This is a genomic window from Comamonas sp. (assembly GCF_009360615.1).
GTDB lineage: Bacteria > Pseudomonadota > Gammaproteobacteria > Burkholderiales > Burkholderiaceae_C > Comamonas.
This window is the reverse complement of the sequence record NZ_SPEY01000028.1, coordinates 112,209-138,235: the sequence shown is the minus strand read 5'-3', so window position 1 is coordinate 138,235 and position 26,027 is coordinate 112,209. Positions and strand designations below refer to the sequence as shown.

The following is a 26,027-nucleotide window of genomic DNA, read 5'->3' as shown; positions in this document are numbered from 1 at the left end:
TTGAGCATGAGCGACAGTCAACAACCCCATTCCCCCGCCGCCTCTGCGGCGACAGCTGCCCCTTCACCCGCTGCAGCATTGCCTCCCACGCCGAAGAAGATCAAGCCTTCTTTGCGCAGCGTGCTCATCATGCTGGTCGTGGCCCTGGCAGGCATGCTGCTCGTGTTGCGGGCCTGGAATCTGTGGCCTTTCAACAGCTCTGTGGTGACCACGGACAATGCCTATGTGCGTGGTGCCGTCACCGTGCTGGCTCCGCAGGTCAATGGCTATGTGACCGAGGTGCTGGTCAAGGATTACGAGCAGGTCAAGTCCGGCCAGGCGCTGGTGCGCATCGATAGCCGCAGCTATGAAGCGGCCGTAGCTCAGGCCCAGGCGCAACTGGCCAATGCCCAGGCGCAGCTGAGCAATTCCGAACAGACACAGGCCCAGAACCGTGCCACGCTGAGTGCCAGCCGCGCCGGTCTGGCTGCCGTGGAGGCAGAGGCCCAGCGCTCGCAGGCGGAGCTCAAGCGTGTGCAGGAGCTGGCCGAGCGAGGCTCTGTGTCTCTGAACGAACGCGACAAGGTGCGAGCCACCTCGCGCCTGGCCGCGACCAACGTGGCCAAGGCCCAGGCCGACATCGCGATCAACCAGGAAAAGATCAAGGCCACGACCGTGGGCCGTGACTCTCTCAAGGCCCAGGTGCAGATGGCTGAAGCGCTGCTGCGCCAGGCTCAGATCAATCTGGACAACACCGTGGTCCATGCGCCCAGCGATGGTCAGGTCAGCGAGGTATCGGTGCGCAAGGGCCAGTATGTGGCCGCCGGCACGCAGCTCATGTATGTGGTGCCGCCCATCTACTGGGTGGTGGCCAATTACAAGGAGACCCAGACCGCCGGGGTGCAGATCGGCCAGGCCGTGAGCTTCAGCGTGGATGCGCTGGGCGGCCTGCGCCTGATGGGGCATGTGCTGGAGATTGCGCCCGCCACGGGCTCGGAGTTCAGCGTGCTCAAGGCGGACAACGCCACGGGCAATTTCACCAAGGTCGTCCAGCGTCTGCCCATCAAGATCGCCATTGACGAGGGCCAGGCCGATGCCGCGCGCCTGCGCCCCGGCATGTCGGTCATCGTGCGCCTCGACACTGCCCAGAAAGTAGAGCATCCAGCCCAATCTGTTCGCACTGATGGGGCGGAACTGTTTCAAAAATCCCAACCCCCTGGAGCTTCCGCCTCCGAACAGGCCAAGCCATGAAGAACGCCCTTCATACCGTGCGTGCCTTGCCCCTGGCGCTTGCATTCCTGATGGCTGGCTGCAGCGTGCCCAGTCTGACCCGGGCCCCAGACAGCGCTCAGCCTGCGGTGCCGGCCAGCTGGAGCGCGGAACGTGCCGCAGATGGTGCCAGCGCAGTCCAGACCGGTTGGTGGCAGGCCTTTGGAGATGCACAGCTGAGTCGCTGGGTGGAGCTGGCGCTTGCGCGCAACAACGATGTACTCACCGCCCTGGCCCGGGTGGAAGAGGCGCGCGCGAATCTAGATGTGACGGGTTCTGCCGCCGCACCGCAGCTGTCGCTCAGCGCACCAGGCTCGGCCAACCGCAGCCTGAGCGCGCGAACCGGCCAGATGGTGCATGTGCGTTCGGCCCAGCCCGTGCTGCAAGCGAGTTGGGAGCTGGATCTCTGGGACCGCCTGGGCAGTCTGAGCCGGGCTGCCGATAAACGCCTGCAGGCCAGCCAGGCGGATCGCGACGCGGTACGTCTGACGGTGGCCGCGACCGTGGCGCAGGCCTATATCGCACTGCGCTCGCTGCAGGCCCAGCTGGCCGTGGCCGAGGACACGGTGAAGTCGCGCGAGGATGCGGTGCGTCTGCTCACCGACCAGGTACGTGTGGGCTATATCTCGCAGCTGCAGCAGAGCCAGGCGCTGGCCGAGCTGGAAAGCGTACGGCAATCGGTGCAGCAGCTGTCTCTGGCACTGCAGCGCCAGCGCATAGCGCTGATGCAGCTGGTGGGCGGAAGCGGTGATGAGCAGGCACAGGCCCTGGCCCTCTCCAGCTTGAGCGTCCATGCCGGACTCGAGTCCATGAGCCTGCCTGCGATGCCTGCACCTGGCTTGCCGTCGGGCTTGCTGGAGCGCCGCCCCGACATTGCACGGGCCCAGCTATTGCTGGCGGCCAGCGACAGCAATCTTGCGGCACAGCGTTCGGCCTTTTTGCCGCAGGTGAGCCTGAGCGCGAACTTCGGCAGCCTGTTCATCAACGCGCTGGATTACAACCCGGCCCGGATCTGGTCGCTGGGCGGCAGCATTCTGGCCCCGCTGTTCAACGGCGGTCGCCTGCAGGGTCAGTTCGATGCGGCATCTGCACAGCGCGATCAGGCCGCCTATGCCTATCGCGGTGTGGTCATCAAGGCCTTTGGCGATGTGGAAACAGCCCTGGTCAGCTCCCAGCAACTGCAAGCCCAGTGGGAGCATGCCAAGGAACGCGAAAAAGTGCTGGGTCGTACCCTGGGCTTTGCCAAGGATCGGTATGAGGCCGGCTATGCCAGCTACCTGGAGGAGCTGGATGCCCAGCGCAATCTGTTTGCCGTTCAGCAGGAAGTGCTGCGCCTGCGTCAAAGCCAGTTGGAAAACGCCGTGGCGTTGTACCAGGCGCTGGGTGGCGGCTGGCAACTGGCCGATACAGCTGCCCCGCAACCTTGAATTCGGGTCATAGACTCCTGAAAAAATGAGCGTTTTCCGCTTGTCTTCTATAGGCTCCAGGGCATATTGAAGTAATACCAAAGGCCGACGGCAGCCAGGGCCAGCACCAGCAGCCACAGATACCGGCCTTGCCCTCTGGGGACTTCTCCCGGCGATGGCGCTCCGGGCTGAAAGTGGTTGGGGGCGCTGGCCCGCACCGATTGCCGTTGCAGGATCTGCCAGTCCAGCGCAATGCCATCCATGGCCGCATCGATATGGTCCTTCGCCTGGGCAAGACCCAGGCCCGTGGCGTCGCGCAGCAGCTTGATGGCCTCGATCTTGTTGCCGCGTGCCATGGCGTCTTCCACCTCGGCCCTGATCTCTGCGGGCACTGCGTTCGCGCCGGACATCAACGCCTCTATGGCCTCTGCATGATCGCCGCTCACGGTGACGCGGGTGGTGGTCTTGCCATTGACGGTCGTGGTGGTGGTCTTGATGGAGGAGAGGGCGCTGAGAGGGACGGTGCCAGCCGGATCCCGTGGATCGCGCACCGGCCGACTCACTTGCGTCTGCCTTGCGGCGCCCTGATGGACAAAGTCCGGCCCATCGCTGGCTTCCAGCAGATCTCTGGCCTCTTTGAGACCCAGCCCGCTTTGTTCGCGAAGCTGTTTGATGGCGTCGATCTTGCGACCGCTTCGCCAGTGCTTGAGGATTTTTTGCGGAATCTGTGCGGGCATGTGCGGCTCCTTGGGGCGGTGGGGTAAATCTGGCTTCAACTCCATCCAGCGGATGGTGGCGGAAGTCCCGGGCGCAGGTCTGGGACTCTCGTGGTAGGCCATACGCCGATCTGCCTGGACCTTCGGAGGTTCCCGTGCAGCTGCACGGGCACTGGTGGGGGCCTGTGCGAACGGCCCGCATGCTCCACGGCGTCGGGCGTGAGCTCGCAGTCCGGGCTCGCCGGAAGGGCAGGCCTTGCAGAGATCGTCACGAGGCAGGCCATCAGCCCGGCCATGCCCTTGGCATGGCCCTGGCGCATGGCAACGGCGGTCCGGGCCAGCAGCAGGACGCATGGTCTGTGGTTGCTCAGCAGCGTCGAGGCACCCAGGTCTTCTCTGGCATTATGAAGTCCATGACGCTCTTGGTACCCGGTGTCCTCTCCATCCATGCCGGGTGCCAGAAGTCTGCATGCTCATAGCTGCATGTGCAGGTATTGATCGGACTTGAGACGAAAGCGCTTCAGGGTGGCCGAGGTGCTGCTGCACGAAATCGAAATCGGCTTGTCGAGCTGATCGGTCCATGCCTTGTAGGTACGCAGTGCCATGGCGTGCAACTGGTCTATGTGCCGCGGCAGCCGCTCCAGGATCTGGGCCTCGCTCTGCACGGCCGGGCCTCGGGCCTGCAGCAGCTCGTCATGGCCGTCGCCGCACCATCGGCGAACGCTGTCTGCGGTCACTTCCAGATGGCCTTGAAACGCCCATTGCCGGCCATGGACGAAGCCCTTGTTCAGGCAATGCTTGCCGATCATGGTGCGCCTGGCTGATGCGGGAATGTCGAAGCTGTCGTAGTGCCAGTTGAAGATGGTGGCCTGCGCAGGAAGGTCCATCAGCTTCTGGGCACAGGGCGTTATGCGGACTTCGCTCCAGCCGATATTCGGCCATGGGTTGCGCCATACGGCTGCGCCCAGGGCGCGCGCCAGCATTTGCGCGCCAAAACAGTGTCCCAGCACGGGGATGTCGTGCCGGACCGCGCTTTGAAGCAAGCAGCGTTCCTCATCGATCCAGTGCAGCTGCTCGTTCGCGCAATGATTGCTGCCCAGCACGATGATGCCGCGATAGTCGCGCGCATTGGCCGGGGCCGCGCCTTCGGCACAAGGGTCTATCAGCACATGGTCAATGGCTTGCTGGCGCAGATGGTCCAGCAGTATGCCGGGACCTTGCGAGGCTTCATGCTGGAGGATGACGACAGGCTTCATGAAAGGCGGGCTTGAGTGTCAAGCCGGTGGTTGCGAAGTCCTGAATTTAGGTGTGTCGGCCTCAAGCCCCGGTATGGATTGCAGTGGCCGCTATCAAGATGGTGTAAAGAGCAAGGACGGGAGTTGATGCCGTCAGGCTTTCCAATTTCCCGGGGCGTGCCATACTGGGCTGCCGTCCATCAGCGGGCGGCGACCTCTTTCACTGCAAATGCATGGCTATGTCACAGAGCAAACCTGGGCTTCAGGGAGATGGAAAATCGGGGCAGGGCAGCAGCCAGTCGGCACTGACGCTGGCGGCCCTGGGCGTGGTGTTCGGCGATATCGGCACCAGTCCGCTCTATGCGTTCAAGGAGGCCTTCACCGGCACCCATGGGCTGGCGGTCGGGCCCGAGAATGTGCTGGCTGCGCTTTCTGCGCTGCTGTGGGCAGTGATCGTCATCGTCGCCATCAAGTATGTATGGGTGGTGCTCAGCCACGATAACGACGGCGAGGGCGGCGTGCTGGCACTGACGGCGCTGGCCCACCGCGTGATGGGCGATCAGTCGCGCCGCTCGCGCTTTGTGGTCGCTGCCGGAGTGTTTGCGGCCGCACTGTTCTATGGGGACGCCATCATCACGCCGGCGATTTCCGTGCTCTCCGCCGTGGAGGGCATGAGCATTGCCACGCCGGAGTTCGAGCATTTCATCGTCCCCATCACCATCGGCATTCTGATCGGGCTGTTCTCCATCCAGATGAAGGGCACCAGTGTGGTGGGGAAGCTGTTCGGCCCGGTCACCATTGTCTGGTTCCTCTGCATTGCCTGGGCAGGCGTGGCCAGCATTGTGCAGACGCCCATGGTGCTGCAGGCCGTGAACCCGCTGCATGCGCTGCGTTTCGCCGTGCAGCACACGGACAAGGCCTTCTTTCTGCTATCGGCCGTGTTTTTGGCCATGACAGGTGCCGAGGCCCTCTATGCCGACATGGGACATTTCGGCAGCCGGGCCGTGCGCCTGGGCTGGTACGGGCTGGTGTTTCCGGCTCTGATGCTCAATTACTTCGGCCAGGGCGCCTTGCTGTTGCGTGATGCGTCGGCGGCCAGCAATCCCTTTTTTCTGCTGGCTGCGCCGTCCTGGCTGCTGGTGTTTGTGGTCCTGGCCACGGCCGCCACGGTGATCGCTTCTCAGGCGACCATCTCGGGGGCCTATTCCATGACCCTGCAGGCCAGCCGGCTGGGATATCTGCCGCGTGTGCGCGTGCTGCATACCTCCGATCAGGAGCAGGGACAGATCTACATCCCCAGCGTGAACTGGCTGATGCTGCTGGCTGTGATCGCGCTGGTGCTGGCCTTCAAGTCCTCCGGGGCGCTGGCGGCTGCCTACGGCATTGCGGTGTCCGGAACCATGCTGATCACCACCATGCTGGTGGGCTTTGTCGTCTATCTGGGGCGCAGTCGTGCAAGAGGGCTGACGCTGTCGGCACTGGCCTGTTTTGCGCTGCTGGAGATAGGCTTTTTTGCCTCCAATCTGACCAAGCTGGAGCAGGGCGGCTGGTTGCCGCTGACTCTGGGCGCCATCATCTTCATCGCGCTGATGACCTGGCGTGACGGTACCCAGCTGGTGGCCGAGCACAGGCGCCGCCTCGATATCCCCATGAGCGATCTGATGAGCTCGCCCATGAGCGGCGTGCCTGTGGTGTCCGGCACGGCCGTCTATCTGACTTCCGACCCCAAGCTGGTGCCGAATGCGCTGTTCCACAATCTCAAGCATTTCAAGGTCATGCATGAGCAGACGGTGTTTCTCCATGTGATCAACGAAAACACTCCCTATGTGCATGAGGGCGAGCGCCTGAGGCTCAAGCCCATGTGCAATGGGGTCTGGGCGCTGGACATGCATTTCGGCTTTCGCGAGCAGCCTGATATTCCGGCTGCACTCAAGCGCTTGACTCCGGATGCCGATGGCGAGATACCGAACCTCGATCCCATGACGACCAGCTTTTTCGTGGCCAGGGTACAGGTGGTTGACGGGCCCGGTGGTCTTTCCGCTTGGCGCTGCGCGCTGTTTGGCTGGATGTCACGCCAGTCGGCCAGTGCGGCCACGTACTACAAGCTGCCCGCGAACCAGGTGGTGGAACTGGGCACGCAGGTCGTGCTTTGAATGTTTGAGATGGCAAGCCAGCAAGGCGCTGGCTGCTAACGTTCCGGAATATTACTCGCCCAGGGCATCGAGAGCACGGGCCGAGTAGACCATGGCGGCTCCCGCATTCAGGGCCACGGCCACCCCCAGGGCTTCGGCAATTTCTTCCCGGCTGGCGCCGGCCGCCTTGGCTGCCTTGGTGTGCACGGCAATGCAGCCGTCGCAGCGTGTGGTCACCCCCACGGCAATCGCAATCAGCTCGCGTGTCTTGGCATCGAGATGGCCGGTCTTGCGGCCCGCGCCGGACAGGGCCTTGTAACCCTCCATGGTGCCAGGGCTCAGTTCGGCAAACTCTCCCAGCCTGCCTGCCAGTTCCTTGCGGTATTCGTTCCAGTCCAGCATTGCCTGCTCCTTGTTGAATGAAGCGTTGATTGTGTGCCACTGCCACAGGGTGTTCAAGCCACACGCGTTTCGTCCGCCGATCTGTAATCCCTGGTTCGGAGGAGTTTGAAGGGATTTTCGAGCTGTATGAAAATACAGTTCTCATGGTCGGCATCCACCCGTCTTTTCGCCGAGCATTTTGTGAGCGTCACCGTGACCGCATCCCAAGCCGCCATTCTTCCGCCGCACCGCTTCTACTATCTGCACAACTTCCAGCAAGCGCTGGACTGGCTGGCGCAGCGCTATGGCGATCTGTTCAGCGAGCAGGAGGCTGATTTCATCGCCGGCTTTGCGCGGCTGCCGCAGAGCTCCAGGGCGCTGCTGGTACGCATGCTGATGCGGCGCGGGCCCTGGTTTCGCGCCAGCAAGCTCGCCTACGAGGAGATTCCGGAGACGGTCGATGCTGCCGCGCCCTTGCTGGAATGTGGCTGGCTCAGTACCACCGAGCCCATGGATGCGGTCGAGCTGTTCGGCCTGCACACCAAACCCGAGCTGCTGCAGATCCTGACTGGCTTTGAGCTGTGCTCCTCGATGCGCAAGACCGAGATGCTGCAGTGGCTGGCCGAGAGGCAACCCGAGCCCCGGCCTTATCCCATCTGGCACCCAGAGGCCCAGGAGCCTGTCTGGCGCGTCATGGTGGGCGAGCTGGGAGAGCGTCTGCGGCTGATGTTCTTTGGCAATCTCTACCAGGATTGGTCGGAGTTCGTGCTGGCCGACCTCGGTATTTTTCGCTATGAGCCGGTGGCGCTGGATGCGTGCTCGCGTGCTTTTCAGCGCCGCGAAGATCTGGACTTCTATCTGGAGATATCGGCCCGCCGTCGGGATCTCGACGAAGGCGTGGCGCCGGCTCAATTGCTGCCTGCGCTGATTGAAAGCCATAGCGAGAACCCATGGCTGGACATGCGCCGGACCAAGGTGTTGCTGAAGCTTGGCCAGGTGTGCGAGAGGCTGCAGGACTGGCCCCTGGCGTCACAGGCCTATGCGGCCAGCCGCTATGCGGGCGCACGCCATCGTCACATTCGCGTGCTGGAGCGCATGCAATGCTTCGATCAGGCGTTCGCCCTTGCCAGCCAGGCGCAAGCGGATCCGGAAAATGAGGAAGAGCGTCAGCGCGTGGAGCGCATGCTGCCGCGACTTAGCCGCAGCCTGGGACTGCCGCCCAAGGGACGCAAGCCAGCCCTGGCACCGGCCGTGGCGGCCCTGCGCTGCGATGTGCTGCTGGAGCGACCCGCCGGGCCCCTGGCGGTGGAATATGCGCTGCAAGCCCACTGGCATTGCGACGATGCGCCGGTGTTCTATGTGGAGAACGCGTTGATCAATTCTCTATTCGGTCTGTTGTGCTGGCCTGCCATCTTTGCGCCGCTGCCGGGTGCGTTCTTTCATCCCTTCCAGAGCGGGCCGGCCGATCTGGGGGCTCCGGATTTCGTGCAGCGTCGCCAGCCGCTGTTTGATGCCTGCATGGCCGAGCTGGAAGATGGTCGCTACAGGGCCACGCTGCGCCAGCGCTTTGCCGACAAGCAAGGGGTTCAGTCGCCGTTCGTATTCTGGGGCACGTTGACGCAAGAGCTGCTGGAGTTGGCGCTCGATTGCATGCCTGCCGCCCATCTGCGGATTCTGTTCGCTCGGCTGCTGTTGGACCTGAAGGCCAACCGCACCGGCTTTCCCGATCTGGTGCGCTTCTGGCCTCTGCGGTCCGATGCCGGTTCACGCTACGAGCTGGTGGAAGTCAAGGCGCCGGGCGACAAGTTGCAGGACAACCAGATTCGCTGGCTGGCCTATTGCTCGGAGCAGGGCATTCCCGTGCGCGTTTGCCATGTGCAGTGGCGTGACGAAGGTAGCACGCCATGAAGCCAGCGCTTAGCGTGGCAGTACGCGCACTGTGCGAGTTCACGGCGCGCAGCGGCGATCTGGATCTGCGCTTCACGCCCGCGCCCAGTGCGCTGGAGGGCATGGAAGGCCATGCCGTGGTGCAGAAACGGCGTGAGAAAGCGGGCGGCTACGAGGTGGAGCTGGCGCTCAGCGGTCGGTTCCAAGAGCTGCAGGTTCGCGGCCGAGCCGATGGCTTTGATGGCGTGCGGCAGCAACTTGAAGAGATCAAGACCTACCGGGGCCGGCTTGATGGCGTGCGTCCCCATCATCGGGCCTTGCATTGGGCCCAGGCCAGGGTCTATGGTCATTTGCTGTGCCAGGAGCGCGGCCTTGAGCGGATCAAGCTGGCGCTGGTTTATTTCCAGATCGGCAGCGCAGAGGAGACCGTGCTGGTGGAGGAATGTTCTGCCACCGAACTGCAGGCCTTTTTCGAATCGCTATGTGCCCGCTATCTCGACTGGGCACGCAGCGAGGCCGCCCACCGTCGGGCCCGCGGGGTGGCCATGGCACAGCTGAAGTTTCCCATGCCGGCCTTCCGGGCCGGTCAGCGGGAACTGGCCGTGGCCGTCTACCGCACGGCCCATGCCGGCGAAGGCGGTCGTTGCCTGATGGCCCAGGCACCGACCGGCATCGGCAAGACCCTGGCCACGATTTTTCCCATGCTCAAGAGCATGGCAACCACCATGGGCAAGGACTCTTCGGAAGGTGATGGAGTCGGCCTGGACAAGCTGTTCTTTCTCACCGCCAAGGGCACGGGCCATGGACTGGCACTGCATGCGCTGGGCCAGCTGCAGCAAGCCTTGTGGCAGCGGGTCCCGGCGTCTGTGGCGGCAACCGCCGTGCCCTTGCGTGTCCTGGATATGCAGGCGCGCGACAAGACCTGCGAGCACCCCGACAAGGCCTGTCATGGGGAGTCGTGCCCGCTGGCGCGCGGTTTCTTTGACCGGCTGCCCGAGGCCAGGCAGCAGGCGCTGCAGCAACCCTTCTGGGATGCACCGGCGGTAAGGACTCTGGCATTGCAGCATGGCCTCTGCCCCTATTACCTGTCGCAGGAGCTAGCGCGATGGGCCGATGTGGTGGTGGCCGACTACCACTATTACTACGACAGCGCGGCCATGTTGTATGCACTGGCCTCGCAGCAGGAATGGCGCGTGGGCGTGCTGGTGGACGAGGCGCACAATCTGCTGGACCGCGCGCGCAGCATGTACACGGCAGCGCTGTCCCAGTTTGATCTGGCCGCAGCGCGGCAGCAGGCGAGCGGTACTGTCAAAAAGGCGCTGGATGCGCTGCAGCGCCAGTGGCAGTCGCTGAACAAGGCCCTGGACCAGGCCGGCTATCAAAGTCAGGAGCGCGTTCCGGCCGCGCTGCTGCGCGTGGTGCAGCGCGCCGTGTGCGCAATCGCGGATCAGCTGGCGGATCAGGACATCGCCAGCCATGCGGCCATCACAGGGCAGAACAGACCTGCCGCCGATGCCCTGCTGGGCTTTTACTGGGCCTTGCTGCATTTTCAGGCTCTGGCCGATCAGTTCGGACGGCATGCACTGTTTGACATCCAGCGGACTGCACCCTCGCATCGCGCGGGCAGGCTCGGTGCTGCGGCCTCTACGTTGTGCATTCGCAATGTCGTGCCCGCACCGCATCTGGCGGCCCGTCACTCGGCGGCGCATGCCACGGTGCTGTTTTCAGGTACCCTGAGCCCGCCCGGGTTCTACCGTGATCTGCTGGGATTGCCTGCCAAAACCGCCTGGCTGGATGTGCCTGCACCGTTTTCGCCCCAGCAGCTGCAGGTGCATATCGCTCGTCATATTTCGACACGCTGGCGCGACCGCGAGGCGTCCCTGGAACCCATGGCGGATCTGATCGCGCAGCACTATGCGCGTCAGCCTGGCAACTATCTGTGTTTTGTCAGCAGTTTTGAGTATCTGCAGCAAGTCGCAGCAACCATGGCGCGGCGGCACCCGCAGCTGCCATGCTGGCAGCAGCAGCGTGGCATGGACGAGGCCGGGCGGGCCGAATTTCTGGCCCGCTTTGTCGAAGAGGGTCAAGGCCTCGGCCTGGCCGTGCTGGGCGGCGCTTTCTCCGAAGGGGTGGACCTGCCCGGCAGCCGCCTGATTGGCGCTTTTGTCGCAACGCTGGGCCTGCCCCAGCTCAACCCCGTCAATGAAGCCATGCAGCGTGCCACGGATCAGGCCGTGGGGAAAGGGACGGGCTATGACTACACCTATCTCTACCCCGGCCTGCGCAAGGTGGTCCAGGCAGCTGGCCGGGTCATACGCAGCGAGCACGATCGTGGCGTTCTGGTGTTGATGGACGACCGTTTCGCGCGCGCCGAGGTGCGCGCTCTGCTACCTGCCTGGTGGCAGATCGAAGGGGGCAGCCGAGCGCCTGGGAGGGCGTAGCGTCCGGAAACGCTCGCTCACATCTCCGTTTGTAATCCGTGCCAAACGGCTTTCGTGCGCCTTGATACTTGGGGCAAAGGAGAAACAGGCCATGAATTCCCGCGACACCCACGACTCTCGGTCCCACGCCAAAGGGGAAGAGGGCAGCCAGGGATGGGATGCAATCGATGAGGCGCTGCAGACGGTTTATGGCGATCAGCAGCCCGCCCATTTCGCAACGTTGATCAAGTTCCGTCTCGGGGGTGACGAGCCGCTGGACGGTGTCAGCGTCTATCGCAGCGAACAGGGCGTGCCGCACTGGCACTACGTGAGCTACGGATTCAGCGACCTCTACGGAGATCTGGACGACAGTTATGACATCGCTCCGGGCAAGCCCAGCGGCTATGGTTTCGAGCTGAGCTTCAGACTGGTGCGCGGCGTCGCAGAACAGGAAGCACCTAGTTGGCCTGTTAACTTTTTGCAAAATATTGCTCGATATGTATTCCGCACCGGCAATGTGCTGGCGCCTGGTCACTGGATGACGGCCAATGGCCCGATCAAGGCCGATGCCGACACGCTGCTGACGGAAATGGGTTTTGTCCAGGATCCCGAGCTGCCGGCCATGCACACGCCCTATGGCGACCTGATGTTTCTGCAGCTGGTGGGACTGACCAGCGACGAGTTGCGCGAGGTCCGCCGCTGGAATGTGCAGGGGGCGCTGCAGTCGCTCCAAAACTATATGCCGCTGTGGATCACGGATCTTGCCAGGCCCAGCCTCCATGATCTGCCGGAAGTGCAGGCCGCCATTGATGCCGGCGCGGCGCGTGAGGGCTCGAAGACGGGCGTGCTTTACAACGATGTACTGGGTTTCAGCCATCGCAAGCGCCTGCTGCGCAGCCCCCAGACCGTGATACGCCTGGGCAGTCTGGGCGTGCGCGACCTCAAGGCCATGCTGCCGGCACGCCTGCCCCATGGTCGCCCGCTGATTCTGGCGGGCGACGGCTCGACCCTGGAGCTGGTGCCTGCCGGGGAGAGCGAGGGCGGAATGCTGGACTGGCATAGCGACCATGAACTCAAGCTCAGCCTTACTCCGGCACAGATGCAAGCCTGGAAAAAGGCCGTCAAGGGGCGCGACGGTGAATACACCGTGCCCGGACTCGATGGGCTGGTCTGGCAGGTCAAGAGCAGCGTGGTGACGGATAGTCAGGGTCGCGTGACAGGGCGGTACGAAGAGCGCTGAGGCGCAGAGCAGGCTCGGCGTTCGGGCGGACGGCGCTTCCGTGCCGAATTCCGGCGACCGGTACAGGCAGCTACCATGGGCTGATCCTCATCGGACAGGAACCCAGGGGGCAGGGGGCATTGGCCGTCGCACGCATGCGCTGCCCTGCACGAGGGTTGCCGGAAGGACTGCCGGAGCGCTGAAACCATTTCCAGAGCATCCATTCCCATGCCGTCATCCACTGCAAGCGCAAATACGGTGCCGACCTTGCCCATAATACCGGCTCTGATTTGGGTGCCCAAGGCCAAGAAATGAGTGATCTGAACATCGTGCAATGCACGCACGAACGCCACGCCGCCGCGATTCTGGACATTTTCAACGATGCCATCGTCAACTCCACGGCGCTTTACGACTACCAGCCGCGCACGGCGCAAAACATGGTTGGCTGGTTCGAGGCCAAACGTGTGGGCGGATATCCCGTCATCGGCATTGAGGATGCGCAAGGCCGGTTGCTGGGCTTTTGCAGTTGGGGAAGCTTTCGTGCCTACCCGGCCTACAAGTACACGTGCGAGCATTCGGTCTATGTCCACCCGGATCATCGGGGACGTGGCCTGGGCCGGAAACTGATGGACCTGCTGATTGCCGAGGCCAGACAGCGTGGTGACGTGCACGTGCTCGTCGGCGCAATCGATGCCGCCAACACCGGCAGCATTGCATTGCACAAGCGTCTGGGGTTTGAGTCGGTGGGCCTCATGCCTCAGGTGGGCTTCAAGTTCGGCCGCTGGCTGGATCTGGCTTTCTATCAACTCACTCTGCAGACGCCGCTGAATCCGGTGGATGGTTGAGTTGCTCCGAAAAAGATAGCCTTCAGCGACTGCCGACAAGGCGCTGTAGCGAGTCTGTCCTGAATGGACCGGGTTCCTGGATACATTTTGTGCCGCCAGAAAATGGCTGCTCTCTTGTTTTTCCTGAGACCAGTCGCAAGCTAAGTGCTGGTGTTTTGTCGCTTTGAAGGGTCACCGCCATGTGGAAACTGGGCCGTTTGCTGAGTCGCTTTCGCAAAGAGTTGCTGCTTGCCTGGGCTGTGCTGCGCGACCCGCGCTCGCCAAGAGCCGCCAAGCTCGCCACTGTGCTGGCGGCGATCTACCTCATCAGTCCCCTAGACTTCGTGCCCGACACCATTCCTGTTCTGGGCTGGCTTGACGACGGCCTGATCGGTTTTTTGCTGCTCCAACTGGCTTTCAGACTTTTGCCAGCTGAACTGCTGGGCTCACTGCGCGAACGCGTGGGCGCCAAAGCTCTTTGAGCAGACGTCTCTAAACCATGGCGACCAGCGCTGATACATCGGGCACTGGTCGTTTTTTGGGTTCATGGCTTGGATGCCAGACGGGTAACCTGGGTCTCCAGTCTTTCAATCTCGCGGCGTGCCTCGTCGCCTTCTGGGATGTTGCGGCCTGAGTCGCGCCACTGTACGGCAGCCTTGAAGCCTTCAACCTGTGCATAGCGGCGGAACCACATGCCTTCGGGGTTGTGGCGTGTGATGCCGTCAAACACCGTGGCCAGCATCTGGCCTTGTTCCAGACCCATGGTCAGCATGGTCTGGTTGACCACCAGCTTGTGCATGGCCAAGTGCCCGCGCGGCACGGCAGCAATGCGGTTGGCTATCGTCATGGTGCGGGCCTCCAACTCGGATGCGTCTACGGCTTCGGTGGCCAGCCCCCATTCAGCAGCTTGCGCACCGCTGATCACATCGCCTGTGAACATCATCTGCTTGGCGCGCATTGGTCCCAGACGCTGAGTCCACATTGCTGTGGTGGGGCATCCCCATACTCGTGTGGGCATGTAGCCGATGCGGGCGTCATTAGCCATGATGAGCAAATCGCAGCACAGTGCAATATCGCTGCCACCAGCCACAGCGGCACCGTGTACCTTGGCAATCGTGGGCTTGCTGCAACGCCACAAGCTCATGAAGTCTTCGGTATTGCGCTTCATGAAAGCATAGTCTTCCATGGGATCCCAAGGCGCTTTTTCCTGCTGACAGGGGTGCTCAATTTCCTGTTCGGCGGTTTCGGCCAAGTCATAACCTCCGCAAAAGCCTTTGCCCGCACCCTCCACGACGATGACGTGGATGTCCGGATTGTCTTGTGCCCACTCCACGGCGCTGCGGATCTCCCGCGGCGTCTGGTTGTTGATCGCGTTTAGGCGCTCGGGGCGATTGAGCAATAGCCGCGCAACGCGGGGGTTGCGGGCGTCCGTGGTGATCGACAACGTACTGTAGTCAGGCATGCAAAGCCTCCTGGTTGAAACGAACGATCTTTTAATGTGATAGGGATAAATTATTGATAAAAAAGAGTTTTTGGCAGTCAGTGTTGACTCTATGCGTATTTGTTTTTACAGTCAATCCAGACGGTTGAATCGGAGGTGATGGTGACCAGCAATCTCAAGGCGGCTGACAGCAGCTCCGTGCGTGAACAGCAGAAGCAGGCGACGCGCGCGCGCATTCTGAGCAGCGCAGTGACCTGCGTCATGGATCTGGGCGTTGCGCGCACCACCACCCTGGAAGTACAGCGCCGGGCTGCCGTCAGCCGTGGTGCATTGCTGCACCACTTTCCGACGCATGCCGATTTGCTTTGCGCCGTCGTCGATGCCATCGTGGTGCGCAATGAAGATGCTGTCCGCAAGCACCTGCGCCGCAAGGCGAAGCGCGGTGACCCGGTCGAGGATGCGATCCATACATTGGTCGACAGCATGAGAGAGCCTTCATTTCTGGCCGAGCTGGAGTTGTGGGTGGTGGCCCGTACGGATACCGAGCTGCGCGAAGCCCTGGTCGCTGCAGAGCGCAAGGCCTTGCGCGACAGGCAGCGTGTGCTTGACGAAATCTTTGCGCCGCTCAAGGCCTTTCCCGCTTGCGAACTGGCGATCAGCATCAGTGCTGAATTTGCGCGAGGTCTGGCGGTCTCCGGCATTTTGCGCAGCAACCCCCGGTCGCTGATGGCGCTGACCCAGCAATGGATATGGGCCGTGAGGCAGCTACTGCCACTGACGCCACCCGGCCCATGATTCTGTTCGCACCACACTGACGGAGGAGACCTGCATGGCCCAGCCATCAATCCCGCTGAAGGCATCCTACTGGCCCGCAGACACCTCGCGCGAGGTGCTGGACATCACCGAAGGGCAGGCGCTGCGTGAAGCGACCTTGCTAGCGCCTGAGCGATGGGCGCTGGTGGAGAAAATGCCCGGCACCTGGACTTCGCTGACCGGGGCCGGAGCGACCGATAGACGCTGGACCTATGCGCAGCTGCTGGACGACGCGACGGCCTGCGCACACTGGCTGCTGCAGCGCTACCACCCTGGGCAGCACATCTGCCTGTGGGCGCCAAATGTTCCCGAATGGGTGATTTTGCAATACGGTGCATCGCTGGCCGGGATGGTGTTGGTCACTGCCAACCCGGCGCTGCGCGCACCGGAGCTGCAATACGTGTTGAGCCAGTCTCGCTCCTGTGCCTTGTTCCACATCGACCAGTTTCGCGGCAGCGATATGGTGGACATGGCCCGGACAGCTGCCGACGGGGTGAAGGGCGAAGTCGATGTCATCAGCCTCAGTGGATGGCTTGCGCGGGTGCGAAAGAGCCCGCGCGAAGGCCGCCTGCCCGAGGTGGATCCTCGGGGCCCTGCACAGATCCAGTACACCTCGGGCACCACGGGAGCGCCCAAGGGGGCACTGCTGCACCACATGGGGTTGGTCACCAATGCATGTTTCGTGGCCGCACGATCTCTGCAGCATAAGGATGTGCATATCTGCCCGATGCCGCTGTTCCACACCGCAGGCTCGGTGATGAGTGTGCTTGGCTGTGTCACCACGTTGTCCACGCTGGTGCTGGTCGCGACCTTTGAACCCGACCTGGTTTTGCAGGCGACCGAGGACGAGCGTGGCACGCGCTTGAGTGGCGTGCCCACCATGCTGCTCGCACTGCTGGAGCAGCGCAGGGCCCGAACCTATGATCTCTCCAGTCTTCAGCTGGCCATGTCTGGCGGCGCTCCCGTGCCTGTGGCGCTGACCGAGCGCGTACGTGCCGAGCTGGGTTGTGATTTGGTCACTGTCTATGGCCAGACCGAACTCAGCCCCATTGTTTGCCAGACCGCCCCTGACGACAGTGCCCAGGACAAGGCCCAGACTGCCGGCCAGCCGCTATGGCATGTCGAGGTTCGCATCACAGGGCCGTTGGGAGACGTCCTGCCGGTGGGCGAAGAGGGCGAGATCCAGGCGCGTGGCTATCAGACCATGCTGGAGTATTTCGCGCAGCCAGAAGCCACGGCCCAGACCTTGCTCGGCGACGGCTGGGTGCGCACGGGCGACCTCGGTGTCATGGACGAGCGCGGCTATTGCCGCGTCACCGGCAGGCTCAAGGACATGATTATTCGCGGCGGAGAGAATATCTACCCTGCGCAGGTCGAAGGCGTGCTGATGAAGCACCCTGTGGTGGCCGATGCGGCGGTCTTCGGCATGGCCGATGCGCACTGGGGGGAGCGGGTGGCAGCGGCAGTCCGCTTCAAACCCGGTGCAGACGTCTGCACGGCCGAGGATCTGAGGCAGTTCTGCCGCCAGCACATCGCGCCCCATAAAACGCCAGAGCATTGGTTCATCTGCGAGGCTTTTCCGTTGACGGGTTCGGGCAAGGTGCAGAAATACCGTCTCAAGGAGCTAGCGCGCCAACAGCAGTTGCGCACCTTGTCCTGTCAATGACTCATGGGAGAACGAGGGCGGTCGCGCTGGCCTGCGCGATGGCTGGCCTTCCGGCAACAAGCCCGACGGCGGATGCGATGGTCCTTGTGCCGGCATGGGACGTCCAGGGACTTGATGCGCCGGTCTGCCGGGCCCTGTCGCAGGAGCCGGTGCACCATGCACGCACTGTCAACCAGCCTTCACCAGGACACTGGGCGGCCTGTTTTTCAGAAGCATGCGTTCTGATCCGTGCCCGGGGCTGCCATCGAGCGGTGAGTGCCAGGACGGCGCCGCGCCGGTGTTCCGGCGCAGGGGCAGGGCCCAGCGCGCAGGCACCCATTGCATGGGACTCAAAAAAGACCCTGTCGGCCCGATCGCGGAGCCCTGGAGAGCCACAAAGGGTCAGCCAATGCACGAGGCGGGACAAATCAAGGCACTGGCTCAGATGCCCAGAAACTGAAAAGGCTGGGCGGGCCGGAATTCGGCCGTGGCATTGCCCGAATACGTATGACTCTGGTCCGTGCCCAGATCCAGCTTCAGGACCTTGCCGGTTTTTCCATCGAAATCCAGAGCCTTGAGGTCGACCCAGAAGGTATTGGGGGTCAGCGCTGACTCGAAGAAGTACAGCTTGCGCTGGTGGTCAAACACCGTGCGCCAGCGGGTGGACGAGATATTGGGCTGATCGGGGGTGCTGATGCCGTACGGGACCGAGACATTGCGGATCACGCTGAACACGCTGGCCAGTGCCTTGTTGGGATTGGGGTCCTTGGGAATGGCGTTCACATAGAAGGAGGCGCGTGCAAAGCGGTCGGCTGCGCGATTGGTGCCCGGCAGCATGGTCGTGCCGCCGATCTGTTGCCAGTAGCTGTTGAGCGCCAATTGCTGATCGAAGGTGGGCGAGTTGGTCATCACCTGGTACTTGCGGTCATGGTGAATGACCTGCTTGCCCTGGATGTATTCAACGATGGCGCTGTCGCCGCTGGCGTCCGACATGGACAGATGCAAAGTAGTCAGGCGGTTCTCTCCGGGCACATTGTCCGAGACGATGGTGAAGGGCTCCTTCTCCAGCGCGACCACGGCCTCCTTCACGGTGGCAAAGTTGTCCAGCACATATTGCGCCCAGGCGGCAATGGTCAGCCCGGGTTTGCTCTTGGCATCAAAGACCGGGTACTGCGATTCCACCAGCCAGAGCAGATTGGCGTTGAGGCCGGCTTCGTTGACACCGTCCGTGGTCGAGATGTCATAGCCCGAAGTGATGACGCTGCCGTATCGGGACTTCCAGCGCAGCGTGTTCGGGCCCGTCTGTCCGTTGCGCTCCATGCCGCGCGGCAGTACCCAGAGATTGCTGACGATGTCGCTCTTCCAGTCCATGGAGCGTGCCGTCATGACCTGGCCGTCCACACCGTGGTAGACCAGCCGGGTGCAGGCCCAGGCGCTGGTGGTGGCGGCGGTTGCAGAAGTGGCCAGAAGCAGTGCGGCCAGTGAGGGGCGGATGCGCGGCATTCTGTTGTTCATGAGATCTTCTCCTTGCACTGTGAGCATGAAATCGACGGGAGTGACTGCTGCACGGGTTCCGGCTTGCCAGGGCCGCAGTCCCAGGCGCATAGCCTAACGCAGCTCGGCAAGCTCAGGCGGCGTTGTCTGAGGGGAACTTCCGAAGCAGCTGGCATACTGCTTCCATGATGCCAAGGTCTTTGAAGACTGTTTTGCTGCTGGCGCTGACAGCGCTGGCAGCTTGTGACTTCTCCGAGCAACCAGCACCGCTGAGCAGACAGGCCCAGGCCACGCGCGACGCGCCGCCGGAGCAGGTTTTCAAAGGTGTGCTGGCAGGCCAGCCGGTGTTCCTGCTGGTCCATGACTGCGAGGTCTTTCTCGTGGAGCCTCTGGAAAAAGACGAGGTCCGCTGGGAAAAGGTATTGGCCCCCGAGCCATATCCTTTCTTCACCTCCTGCCAGAGGCAGTCCATCCGGCATGAGGCCGGCGTGCTTTCGGTCACGCTGGGGCGCATGGCCTTTGGCGCAGGCGGCTGCTGTGCCACGGGAGGTGATTACCGTTCCACGGACGGCAGGAACTGGAAAAAGACCTCCTGAAGCTCTGAAGTCGAAACAAGGGGGCAGGTGCGAGCCCGCAGGCTGGATGCGCGGCGGTGGACCGAGCCGGCTCCAGCGGTCAGAGTGCTGTCAATGCCCATGTCCCGGCGGCAAAGTTCAGCTGGTGCGTCAACTCCAGAGCCTGAAGCAGCATCGCGTCGTGGGAGACGATGAGCAGCGTGCCCGCGTATTGGCACAACATGCTTTCCAACGCCTGCAGGGACGGCAGATCCAGGTGGTTGTCGGGCTCGTCCAGCAGCAGCAATTGAGCGGGTTGATCGCGGTAGAGCGCGCAGGCCATGGCAGCCTTGAGACGTTCACCACCGCTGAGCTGTCCGGTGGGCTGGTCGACATGGCGCGCGTCCAGCCCTAGCTGTGCCAGGCGCATGCGCTGCAGCGACTCGGGCGTGCTCGGGCTCGCGGCCAGCAACTGGCCCAGTACCGACGATGCGGGTTGCAGCAGGCTCTGATGCTGGTCGAGCACGGCATGCGTCACATTCAGCTTGCATTCGCCCGACACCGGCTGCAGCTGAGCGGCCAGCAGTTGCAGCAGCGTGGACTTGCCGCAGCCGTTGGGCCCGGTGATGGCCATGCGTTGACCGGCGCGCAGCACAAGGCTCAGGGGTGAGTGCCTTGCCACATGAGGCAGTTGCACTTCGCGCAGTTCTGCCACTATGCGATCTCCAAGGTTCGTCAGTCCCTGCGGCAGATGCCAGTGAATGCTCTCGGCCTGCCAGTCCACCTGGCGCTGAAGCGCCAGGGCGGCCTCGCGCACACTCTGGTTCAGGGCTTCACGCGCTGCGGTCTGCCGGGTCGCCAGCTTGCCGCCTGAAGCTTGGGCGCGCTCCTTGCCTGCGTCCAGCAGAATCTTGGCCTGGTTGCCGTTCTTGCCCAGTTTTTCACCGCGAGCCTGCCTGCGACTCTGACGTTCCTGTTGCGTGCGCAAGGCCTGCTCGGCGCGGCTGCGCTCCAGCTTGAGTCGTGCCAGTTCGTCTTTTGCATTCCGGCTTTGCTGTTGCCGGACTTCTCTATAGAAAGAATAGTTGCCGCCGTAGACGGTGATTGCGCTGGCGCTTAGTTCCGCCACAGAGTCCATGATTTCCAGCAAGACTCTGTCATGGCTGATCAGCAACAGGCCACCGCGCCATTGCTGCAGCTGCTGCGCCAGGGCAGAGCGGCTGGCAGCATCCAGGTGGTTGCTGGGCTCGTCGAGAATCAGAAAATCGGCCTGGGCCAGCTGTGCACCCAGCAGAGCGACCTGCATGGCCTGACCGCCGCTGAGTCGGCTGGCAGGGGTTTGCGGTGACAGCCGGGGCAGGCCGACCCGCTCGAGCTGCGTCTGAAACTGCTGATGTATATCCCAGCGCTCGGCCAGCAGTTCGAAATCGCTGGCTTCGCAACTGCCTTGTTCAATACGCTCCAGTGCCTGCAGTGTGCCGCCCAGGCCTGCGAGCGCAGCAAGACTCAGGTCTGGACGGGACGCCAGCGGGTTCTGCGGCAGATAGTGAATGCGGCCCGCACGCGTCACGCTGCCGCAGCCGGGAGACAACTCTCCGGCCAGGATGCGGGCCAGCACGGTCTTGCCCACGCCATTGCGGCCCACCAGCGCCGAGCGCAGAGAGCCGAAGTTGCAGCACAGATTGGAAAAGAGTGGCCGCCCATTGGGCAGCGTGTAGGAGACGCCATGCAGCGTCAGGTGAGCTTCTGTCATAGAACCATGCGATGAGTTGATGCCGAACATCCCCGGCTGCGTATAACGGTGGCAGCGAAAGGAAGGAGGGATGGTGGCCGTCAGTCAGACGGCGGCATCAATGGCGCATGGGTGAAGAGCCTCGTTGGAAAGTGAGAGTGATCGATTCTAGGCAGTGCGGCGCCGAGGTCAAGCAAGTCGTGGCTGATTGCCGAATTCCGCCAGCACTTTCAGCACGCTGGCGACCGCCGGGTTCAGGGCTGGCAACTGGCGATGGGCGATGGCCATGGGGCGCATCAAGGTGGGTGAGAGATGTCGTATCTGCACGCTGCTCAGTTGCTGCTGCTCTTCCATGGCCTCCAGCGGCAACAGGGCCGCAGCCTGACCGGCTGCCGCCAGGCTTTTGAGCGCTTCGGTATAGGTCAGGGCGATGAAGGGGCGAGGGCTGAGGCCGGCCTGGCCGAACCAGCCAGCGATCAGCCCATGCATTTGCGTGGCGGAGGCAAAGCAGGCCCAGGGGCGGCTTGCCAGCCATTCGGGGCTGATGCGGTCAGGGACCGTCCAGGCTGCGGGCAACAGAGCCACCATGGGATCGTTACGCCAGGGCATGAGCGTGATCTCTGCCGTCTCTGCCTGTGGGCTGGCGACCAGACCTATATCCAGCGTTCCTGCCTTGAGGCGCTGCATGGAGTCGGCCGAGCCCACGGCCTCCAGCCTGATGTCTATGCCGGGGCTGTGACGACTCAGGGACTCGAGCATCAGCGGAAACAGCCGGATGTTGACCCCGGCGGACACGCCTACCTTGACCAGGCCGGCGCGGCCGCTTGCATGGCGCTGCACCTCATCGATCAGGTCGTCGCCGGCCTCCAGCAGCTTGCGTCCTTTCTGCACCAGCACCTGGCCGGCCGACGTCAGTTCTGCCTGGCGCCTGCCGCGCAGCAACAGCGTGGCGTTCATGCGTGTCTCCAGCTCCTTGATGTGCAGGCTGACCGTGGGTGGCGCCAGATGCAGCGCCTGGGCTGCCGCGGCAAAGGTGCCGAGATCGGCGATGGCAATCAGCGTCTGCAACTGGTCGAGATTCAGGTTTCGCATGGGTATTGAATCAGATTTTCTGATCTGAATGGTCAGATCATTCAACTTTACAGATGCTTGGGGGACAAAGACCATTGGCCGACCATGAAAAATCATCGAATTGAACACCCTGAGACGGGCTATGACGCGTTGGATGACAGGACTGCAGCTGTGCCCAAGCACGGGCTCGAAGCTGCAGGATCTGGGCAGGCCAGCGCACAGCGCTGGCTGGCACGAGTCCGGGGTTGGCTGGAGCGCGCCGAGGCGCGAGTGATGGCTGGGTTCAGGGTGCCTCTGAATGGCGGCTGAAGAGGATTGCGAGACGGCTTTCAAAGGGCTGCCGCTTACGGCAGAAGCGCGGAGGTGATGACAGCAATCCTCTTGTCAGGCAGGACCCAGTCGGCGTTACATTGCGGGTTGCTGTGTCAGAGAGTCTTGGAGAGCTTATGTTGTTCAAGCAAATTCAAACCGTTGTGCTGTTTGTCCCTGATATCGACGCTGCAGCCATGTGGTATGCCGAACTGTTTCAGGTGCAGGTGCAGTATGAGAATCATCACTATGCGTTCATCAGCACGCCGGCATGTCTGATCGGATTCCACCCACTTGATAGCAAGTGCCCAGGCGGAGCCGGCGGGACAACCGTTTACTGGGAGGTGGATGATCTGCATTTGGCACGGCAGGAACTGGAGCGACGAGGAGCAGTCTTGTTCCGTGGCCCGATCGTTACCAGTCTTGGCGCTGTTGTGGCCATGTTGCTCGATCCGTTTGGCTGCACCATAGGTCTGAATCAGGCTGGCATTCAGCCGGTACAGCCAATCCAGAGCTTGCCGGAGGCCAGCTAGCGGCCCAGACCCAGGCTCAAGCGAATGCGCAATCAAGCCTGGGTCGAGTGCGGCATTGATCTGCCGTGTTCAGCCCGACTGAGGACGGGCAGGCTCAGTGTCAAAATGTCGACATTGTTTGCTTTTCTTCATGAGGAATCGATGCGTGCATTGGCGGAGCTTCTGGAGCGTGACGAACCGGCTCTGCCGCTGATTCAGGCCTGGGCGCAGGATGCGAGCATTCCTGTGGAGTGCCTTCCTCCTTCGGCGCAGAGCGACTCCGTGTTGCTGGCATTGCAGGTCACGACGCGCTCGCCGCTCGGGGCAGTCGCACATGGAACCGGAGGAATCCTGGTCGACGGAGGCTGGCTCAGAATGCTGGGCTGCGGGCATGCCAGGCTCACACGCGATCTCGCGAGCTGGAATCGCGGGCGTAGTAGGGGGTTCTTGTTGATAGCCGACGATGCGGTGGGCGGATTCTTTGCGATCAACGGCGGAGCGCTCGGTGAAGATCTGGGTGCTGTCCATTACCTGGCTCCGGATACCTGGGCCTGGGAATCGCTGGAAATCGGGCATGCGGCTTTTGTGCAATGGGCTTTCACCGAGGCGCTGCGCGACTTCTACCGTGATTTGCGCTGGGAAGGCTGGCAAGCCGAGGTGGCGCAGATGGGCAACGATGCCTGTCTGAGCTTTTATCCCTTTCTTTTCACGCGGCAGGGCAGTGTGCGTTCGAGCGCGCGAAAGCCCGTGCCGGCAGCCGAGCACTATGCGCTCATGAGCAGCCGCGGCCTGTCGGATCAATGCTGATGTGGTCAATGCATGCGGAGCGGGCCGGTCGGATTGCCGAGTGCGGCTCGGCTGGTGCCGGTCTCAGCGGTGGCGCGGACCGGTTGGAGCTTGCTGTCTTGCAGCGGCCATCTCGACCAGTTTGGCAATCGTGTTCATGTTTCTGGCCGTACCCTGGGTTGCAACAGGGATCTTTAGCCTGGAGCAGCCCATCCCAGAGCGATAAGCCACATAGATTTCGCGCCGTCCGAGCTGAAGCTGCTCGTCCTTGCAGCCGCTGACCCGGGACAGCGCATCTGCCGGCGGTGCCTGGACGAGAAAGATGGCCACGGTGCGATTGCCCGGGGCATTGGCAAAAGGGTTGGCCGGCAGCACCTCGGCCATCTCCCGGGCCGTGCGCACAAAGACGTCCATGGGCCTGCCTGCATGGTCGCTGAGGCGCCGCGTCAATGCCGACTTGAGCTGCGGCTCGCTGTTATCCGCCTCCAGCAACACATTGCCACTCGCGATATAGGTCTGTACCTGTGCGAAGCCTTCGGCTTCACAGAGGGACTTGAGCTGGGCCATGGGGAATTTGCCGCTTTTGCCGACATGGACGGCACGCAGCAGAGCGATATAGACGGGCAGGTGACAAACCTGGGCTGGATCTTGAACGGTGGGCCTGCCTCTATGCTCGGGCCTGCTGACGCAAGCCTCGGGAGGGGGCTGTCCTGTACCGAGGCCTCCGGCCTGTGCTGGCCGTGGCGCTCCCGTGCGGTCATGGACGGCCGGCGCACCGAACCCGTGATGTCCAGTGCCACGCGAGCGGCGGGGTCCATGCAGTCCATGGCCAGGGAAGCGGCCTTGATGCCTTGTTCCAGAATTTGCGGCTCATTTCCAGGCGTTTGTAATGCCCGTCCGTCCAGGTCGTTCCGAAGCCGACGCCAAAGCCGGGGCCGTTGGCACTGCGGCTGCTGCCGCCCCTGCAGGTGTCGTTGCTGGTCGTTATCTTCTGATCCTGGCTTGCTCCCGTGCCTCGGCCTTGAAGGCCCCGGCTCGGGGGCAGTGCAGCGGGAGCCGCCGGCCTTGACTAATTGGCAGCCGAGTTCGCCCACCCATAGGCATTGCCCGACGTGCCACCGCCGTTGGAGCCGCCGATGGCCGTTCCCAGGCTGAAGCCGCTCGTGCTGGCGTTGCCCACCGAGGCGGCCCCGGAGTGATTGCTGGTCGAGGTTCCGGCCGGTCCCGATAACGCCTGCGAGTTTGCTCCGAAGTAGGCGTTGGTATGGGCCGTGCTGTTCACCGCTGCAATGCCATTGCCGATGGACGCTGTTCCGGCCACATTCTGGGTGCTGGAGTTGGCGTAGCCGCCTGCACCGCCGCTCACCAGCCTGCCCGGAGCGTAGCCGAGGTAGTTGCTGCCCACATCGGAGTGCGCATTGGCGTTGGTAGTTCCATAGCCACCGGCAGCACCGTCCCCGCTGGTGGCGGCAAGACTGGTGACGGTTCCCGTCGTGAATGCGCTTCCTCCGACATTCGAGTGGCCCGAGGCCACGGGTCCCCAGGAGCCGGTGGTGCCTGTACTGATACCAAAGCCTCCGGCCTGAGCGCCTGCCGTTGCGCTATTGAGGCTCAATGCACTGCCGGTGCCGGAGCTGGCTGCCGAAGAATAAGTGGCCGACGCGGCATTCGTGCCCGTGTTGGTTGCAGCAAGGCTGGAGCTGCTGGCTGCAGCGGATGCCACACCCGCCAACGCAACAACCGCCATCACAATCGAAGAGTTCTTCATGATCATTCCTTTGAATAGCCAGTTCGCGGGCCACCGGGGAGGTTCCAGGCGCGAGACCATGTGCCGCGGGCCAATGATCTGTGCCAGCCGCTCTCGCGTTTTGGCCTGGAGATGTCTGTTCCAAAACGTTCCTTCGGTTAATGGCAGTTTCCGCAGCCCGGCTGAAAACAGAAATACCTTGTTCGGGCAGGTATTGGCATGCGCCAGACGGGGTGTGCTATTTTTATAATTTATTGAAATTCAATACTTAATTGCTATCAACAATGAAGTGAAGCCGGAAGATTCCGGTGATGTTTCAAAGTGTAAATTTCAGAGCAATGTCGTGATTCAATTGCAGGCATGCTTTGCATGTGCGCTCTTCATGAAGAGAAATCTCTGCAGGCCGTGGATCTCGGATGTCCATGCGGGGGCCTTCTGTTTGTCAATTCTTTGCG

General features: G+C 62.6%; 22 protein-coding genes. 13 read left to right on the top strand and 9 right to left on the bottom strand.

What is annotated here, in order from left to right; translation table 11 throughout:
• The first annotated feature begins 6 nt into the window (after positions 1–6).
• Both E2583_RS10580 and E2583_RS10575 read left to right on the top strand, forming a co-directional pair.
• Entirely contained in the window at positions 7–1,230 is a 1,224-nt protein-coding gene (locus E2583_RS10580) for an HlyD family secretion protein (protein WP_291595559.1), read from the top strand.
• Positions 1,227–2,675: an efflux transporter outer membrane subunit gene (locus tag E2583_RS10575; RefSeq protein ID WP_291595557.1), complete on the top strand. Its 1,449-nt coding sequence runs from the start codon at positions 1,227–1,229 to the stop codon at positions 2,673–2,675. Before E2583_RS10580 ends, E2583_RS10575 begins: the two co-directional genes overlap by 4 nt.
• 47 nt (positions 2,676–2,722) lie before the next feature.
• On the opposite strand, the gene E2583_RS10570 is transcribed toward E2583_RS10575, so the two are convergent.
• Both E2583_RS10570 and E2583_RS10565 read right to left on the bottom strand, forming a co-directional pair.
• Positions 2,723–3,391 carry a ribosomal protein L7/L12 gene (locus E2583_RS10570; RefSeq protein WP_291595555.1) on the bottom strand — a complete coding sequence of 223 codons (669 nt, stop codon included), beginning with the start codon at positions 3,389–3,391 and terminating at the stop codon, positions 2,723–2,725.
• 452 nt (positions 3,392–3,843) lie between these two features.
• Positions 3,844–4,626: a type 1 glutamine amidotransferase gene (locus E2583_RS10565; RefSeq protein ID WP_291595552.1), complete on the bottom strand. Its 783-nt coding sequence runs from the start codon at positions 4,624–4,626 to the stop codon at positions 3,844–3,846.
• A 218-nt stretch (positions 4,627–4,844) separates the two neighbouring features.
• On the opposite strand from E2583_RS10565, the gene E2583_RS10560 reads away from it, so the two are divergent.
• Positions 4,845–6,758 carry a potassium transporter Kup gene (locus E2583_RS10560; RefSeq protein ID WP_291595550.1) on the top strand — a complete coding sequence of 638 codons (1,914 nt, stop codon included), beginning with the start codon at positions 4,845–4,847 and terminating at the stop codon, positions 6,756–6,758.
• Between the two features lie 51 nt (positions 6,759–6,809).
• Here E2583_RS10560 and E2583_RS10555 read toward each other — a convergent pair whose 3' ends face one another.
• On the bottom strand, positions 6,810–7,139 hold the full coding sequence (locus E2583_RS10555) for a carboxymuconolactone decarboxylase family protein (protein ID WP_291595547.1): 330 nt from the start codon (positions 7,137–7,139) through the stop codon (positions 6,810–6,812).
• Positions 7,140–7,352: 213 nt separating this feature from the next.
• Here E2583_RS10555 and E2583_RS10550 point away from each other — a divergent pair, with 213 nt between their 5' ends.
• From E2583_RS10550 to E2583_RS10530, 5 genes are all read left to right on the top strand, one after another.
• The gene (locus E2583_RS10550; protein ID WP_291595625.1) at positions 7,353–9,026 is read left to right on the top strand and encodes a VRR-NUC domain-containing protein; all 1,674 of its coding nucleotides are present in this window, start codon (positions 7,353–7,355) and stop codon (positions 9,024–9,026) included.
• Positions 9,023–11,446, top strand: a complete 2,424-nt coding sequence (locus E2583_RS10545; RefSeq protein ID WP_291595545.1) for a helicase C-terminal domain-containing protein — start codon at positions 9,023–9,025, stop codon at positions 11,444–11,446. The genes E2583_RS10550 and E2583_RS10545 overlap by 4 nt, the downstream gene beginning before the upstream one ends.
• A gap of 91 nt (positions 11,447–11,537) precedes the next feature.
• The gene (locus E2583_RS10540) at positions 11,538–12,665 is read left to right on the top strand and encodes a suppressor of fused domain protein (protein ID WP_291595543.1); all 1,128 of its coding nucleotides are present in this window, start codon (positions 11,538–11,540) and stop codon (positions 12,663–12,665) included.
• Positions 12,666–12,955: 290 nt separating this feature from the next.
• Positions 12,956–13,489, top strand: coding sequence for a GNAT family N-acetyltransferase (locus E2583_RS10535; protein WP_291595541.1), 534 nt, complete (start codon positions 12,956–12,958; stop codon positions 13,487–13,489).
• Positions 13,490–13,668: 179 nt separating this feature from the next.
• The gene (locus E2583_RS10530) at positions 13,669–13,950 is read left to right on the top strand and encodes a DUF1232 domain-containing protein (RefSeq protein ID WP_291595540.1); all 282 of its coding nucleotides are present in this window, start codon (positions 13,669–13,671) and stop codon (positions 13,948–13,950) included.
• A 62-nt stretch (positions 13,951–14,012) separates the two neighbouring features.
• Here E2583_RS10530 and E2583_RS10525 read toward each other — a convergent pair whose 3' ends face one another.
• On the bottom strand, positions 14,013–14,930 hold the full coding sequence (locus E2583_RS10525) for a crotonase/enoyl-CoA hydratase family protein (RefSeq protein ID WP_291595538.1): 918 nt from the start codon (positions 14,928–14,930) through the stop codon (positions 14,013–14,015).
• 138 nt (positions 14,931–15,068) lie between these two features.
• Between E2583_RS10525 and E2583_RS10520 the strand changes: the two genes are divergently transcribed.
• Positions 15,069–15,704: a TetR/AcrR family transcriptional regulator gene (locus E2583_RS10520; protein ID WP_291595536.1), complete on the top strand. Its 636-nt coding sequence runs from the start codon at positions 15,069–15,071 to the stop codon at positions 15,702–15,704.
• Positions 15,705–15,738: 34 nt separating this feature from the next.
• Complete coding sequence (locus E2583_RS10515) at positions 15,739–17,388, top strand: AMP-binding protein (protein WP_291595534.1); 1,650 nt, start codon at positions 15,739–15,741, stop codon at positions 17,386–17,388.
• Between the two features lie 420 nt (positions 17,389–17,808).
• Here E2583_RS10515 and E2583_RS10510 read toward each other — a convergent pair whose 3' ends face one another.
• Positions 17,809–18,882, bottom strand: coding sequence for a linear amide C-N hydrolase (locus E2583_RS10510; RefSeq protein WP_291595531.1), 1,074 nt, complete (start codon positions 18,880–18,882; stop codon positions 17,809–17,811).
• A gap of 164 nt (positions 18,883–19,046) precedes the next feature.
• Here E2583_RS10510 and E2583_RS10505 point away from each other — a divergent pair, with 164 nt between their 5' ends.
• Positions 19,047–19,457, top strand: a complete 411-nt coding sequence (locus tag E2583_RS10505; RefSeq protein WP_291595530.1) for a hypothetical protein — start codon at positions 19,047–19,049, stop codon at positions 19,455–19,457.
• A 79-nt stretch (positions 19,458–19,536) separates the two neighbouring features.
• Here E2583_RS10505 and E2583_RS10500 read toward each other — a convergent pair whose 3' ends face one another.
• Entirely contained in the window at positions 19,537–21,168 is a 1,632-nt protein-coding gene (locus tag E2583_RS10500; RefSeq protein WP_291595529.1) for an ATP-binding cassette domain-containing protein, read from the bottom strand.
• 168 nt (positions 21,169–21,336) lie between these two features.
• Complete coding sequence (locus E2583_RS10495; RefSeq protein WP_291595528.1) at positions 21,337–22,239, bottom strand: LysR family transcriptional regulator; 903 nt, start codon at positions 22,237–22,239, stop codon at positions 21,337–21,339.
• A 425-nt stretch (positions 22,240–22,664) separates the two neighbouring features.
• Here E2583_RS10495 and E2583_RS10490 point away from each other — a divergent pair, with 425 nt between their 5' ends.
• Positions 22,665–23,060: a VOC family protein gene (locus E2583_RS10490; RefSeq protein ID WP_291595527.1), complete on the top strand. Its 396-nt coding sequence runs from the start codon at positions 22,665–22,667 to the stop codon at positions 23,058–23,060.
• Between the two features lie 141 nt (positions 23,061–23,201).
• Positions 23,202–23,846 carry a DUF2625 domain-containing protein gene (locus tag E2583_RS10485; protein ID WP_291595525.1) on the top strand — a complete coding sequence of 215 codons (645 nt, stop codon included), beginning with the start codon at positions 23,202–23,204 and terminating at the stop codon, positions 23,844–23,846.
• Positions 23,847–23,909: 63 nt separating this feature from the next.
• Here E2583_RS10485 and E2583_RS10480 read toward each other — a convergent pair whose 3' ends face one another.
• Together E2583_RS10480 and E2583_RS10475 are read right to left on the bottom strand one after the other, a co-directional pair.
• A complete protein-coding gene (locus E2583_RS10480) occupies positions 23,910–24,452 on the bottom strand; it encodes a DUF1697 domain-containing protein (protein ID WP_291595624.1) in 543 nt (180 codons plus the stop codon).
• A 442-nt stretch (positions 24,453–24,894) separates the two neighbouring features.
• A complete protein-coding gene (locus E2583_RS10475) occupies positions 24,895–25,593 on the bottom strand; it encodes a hypothetical protein (RefSeq protein ID WP_291595523.1) in 699 nt (232 codons plus the stop codon).
• Between the last annotated feature and the right edge of the window lie 434 nt (positions 25,594–26,027).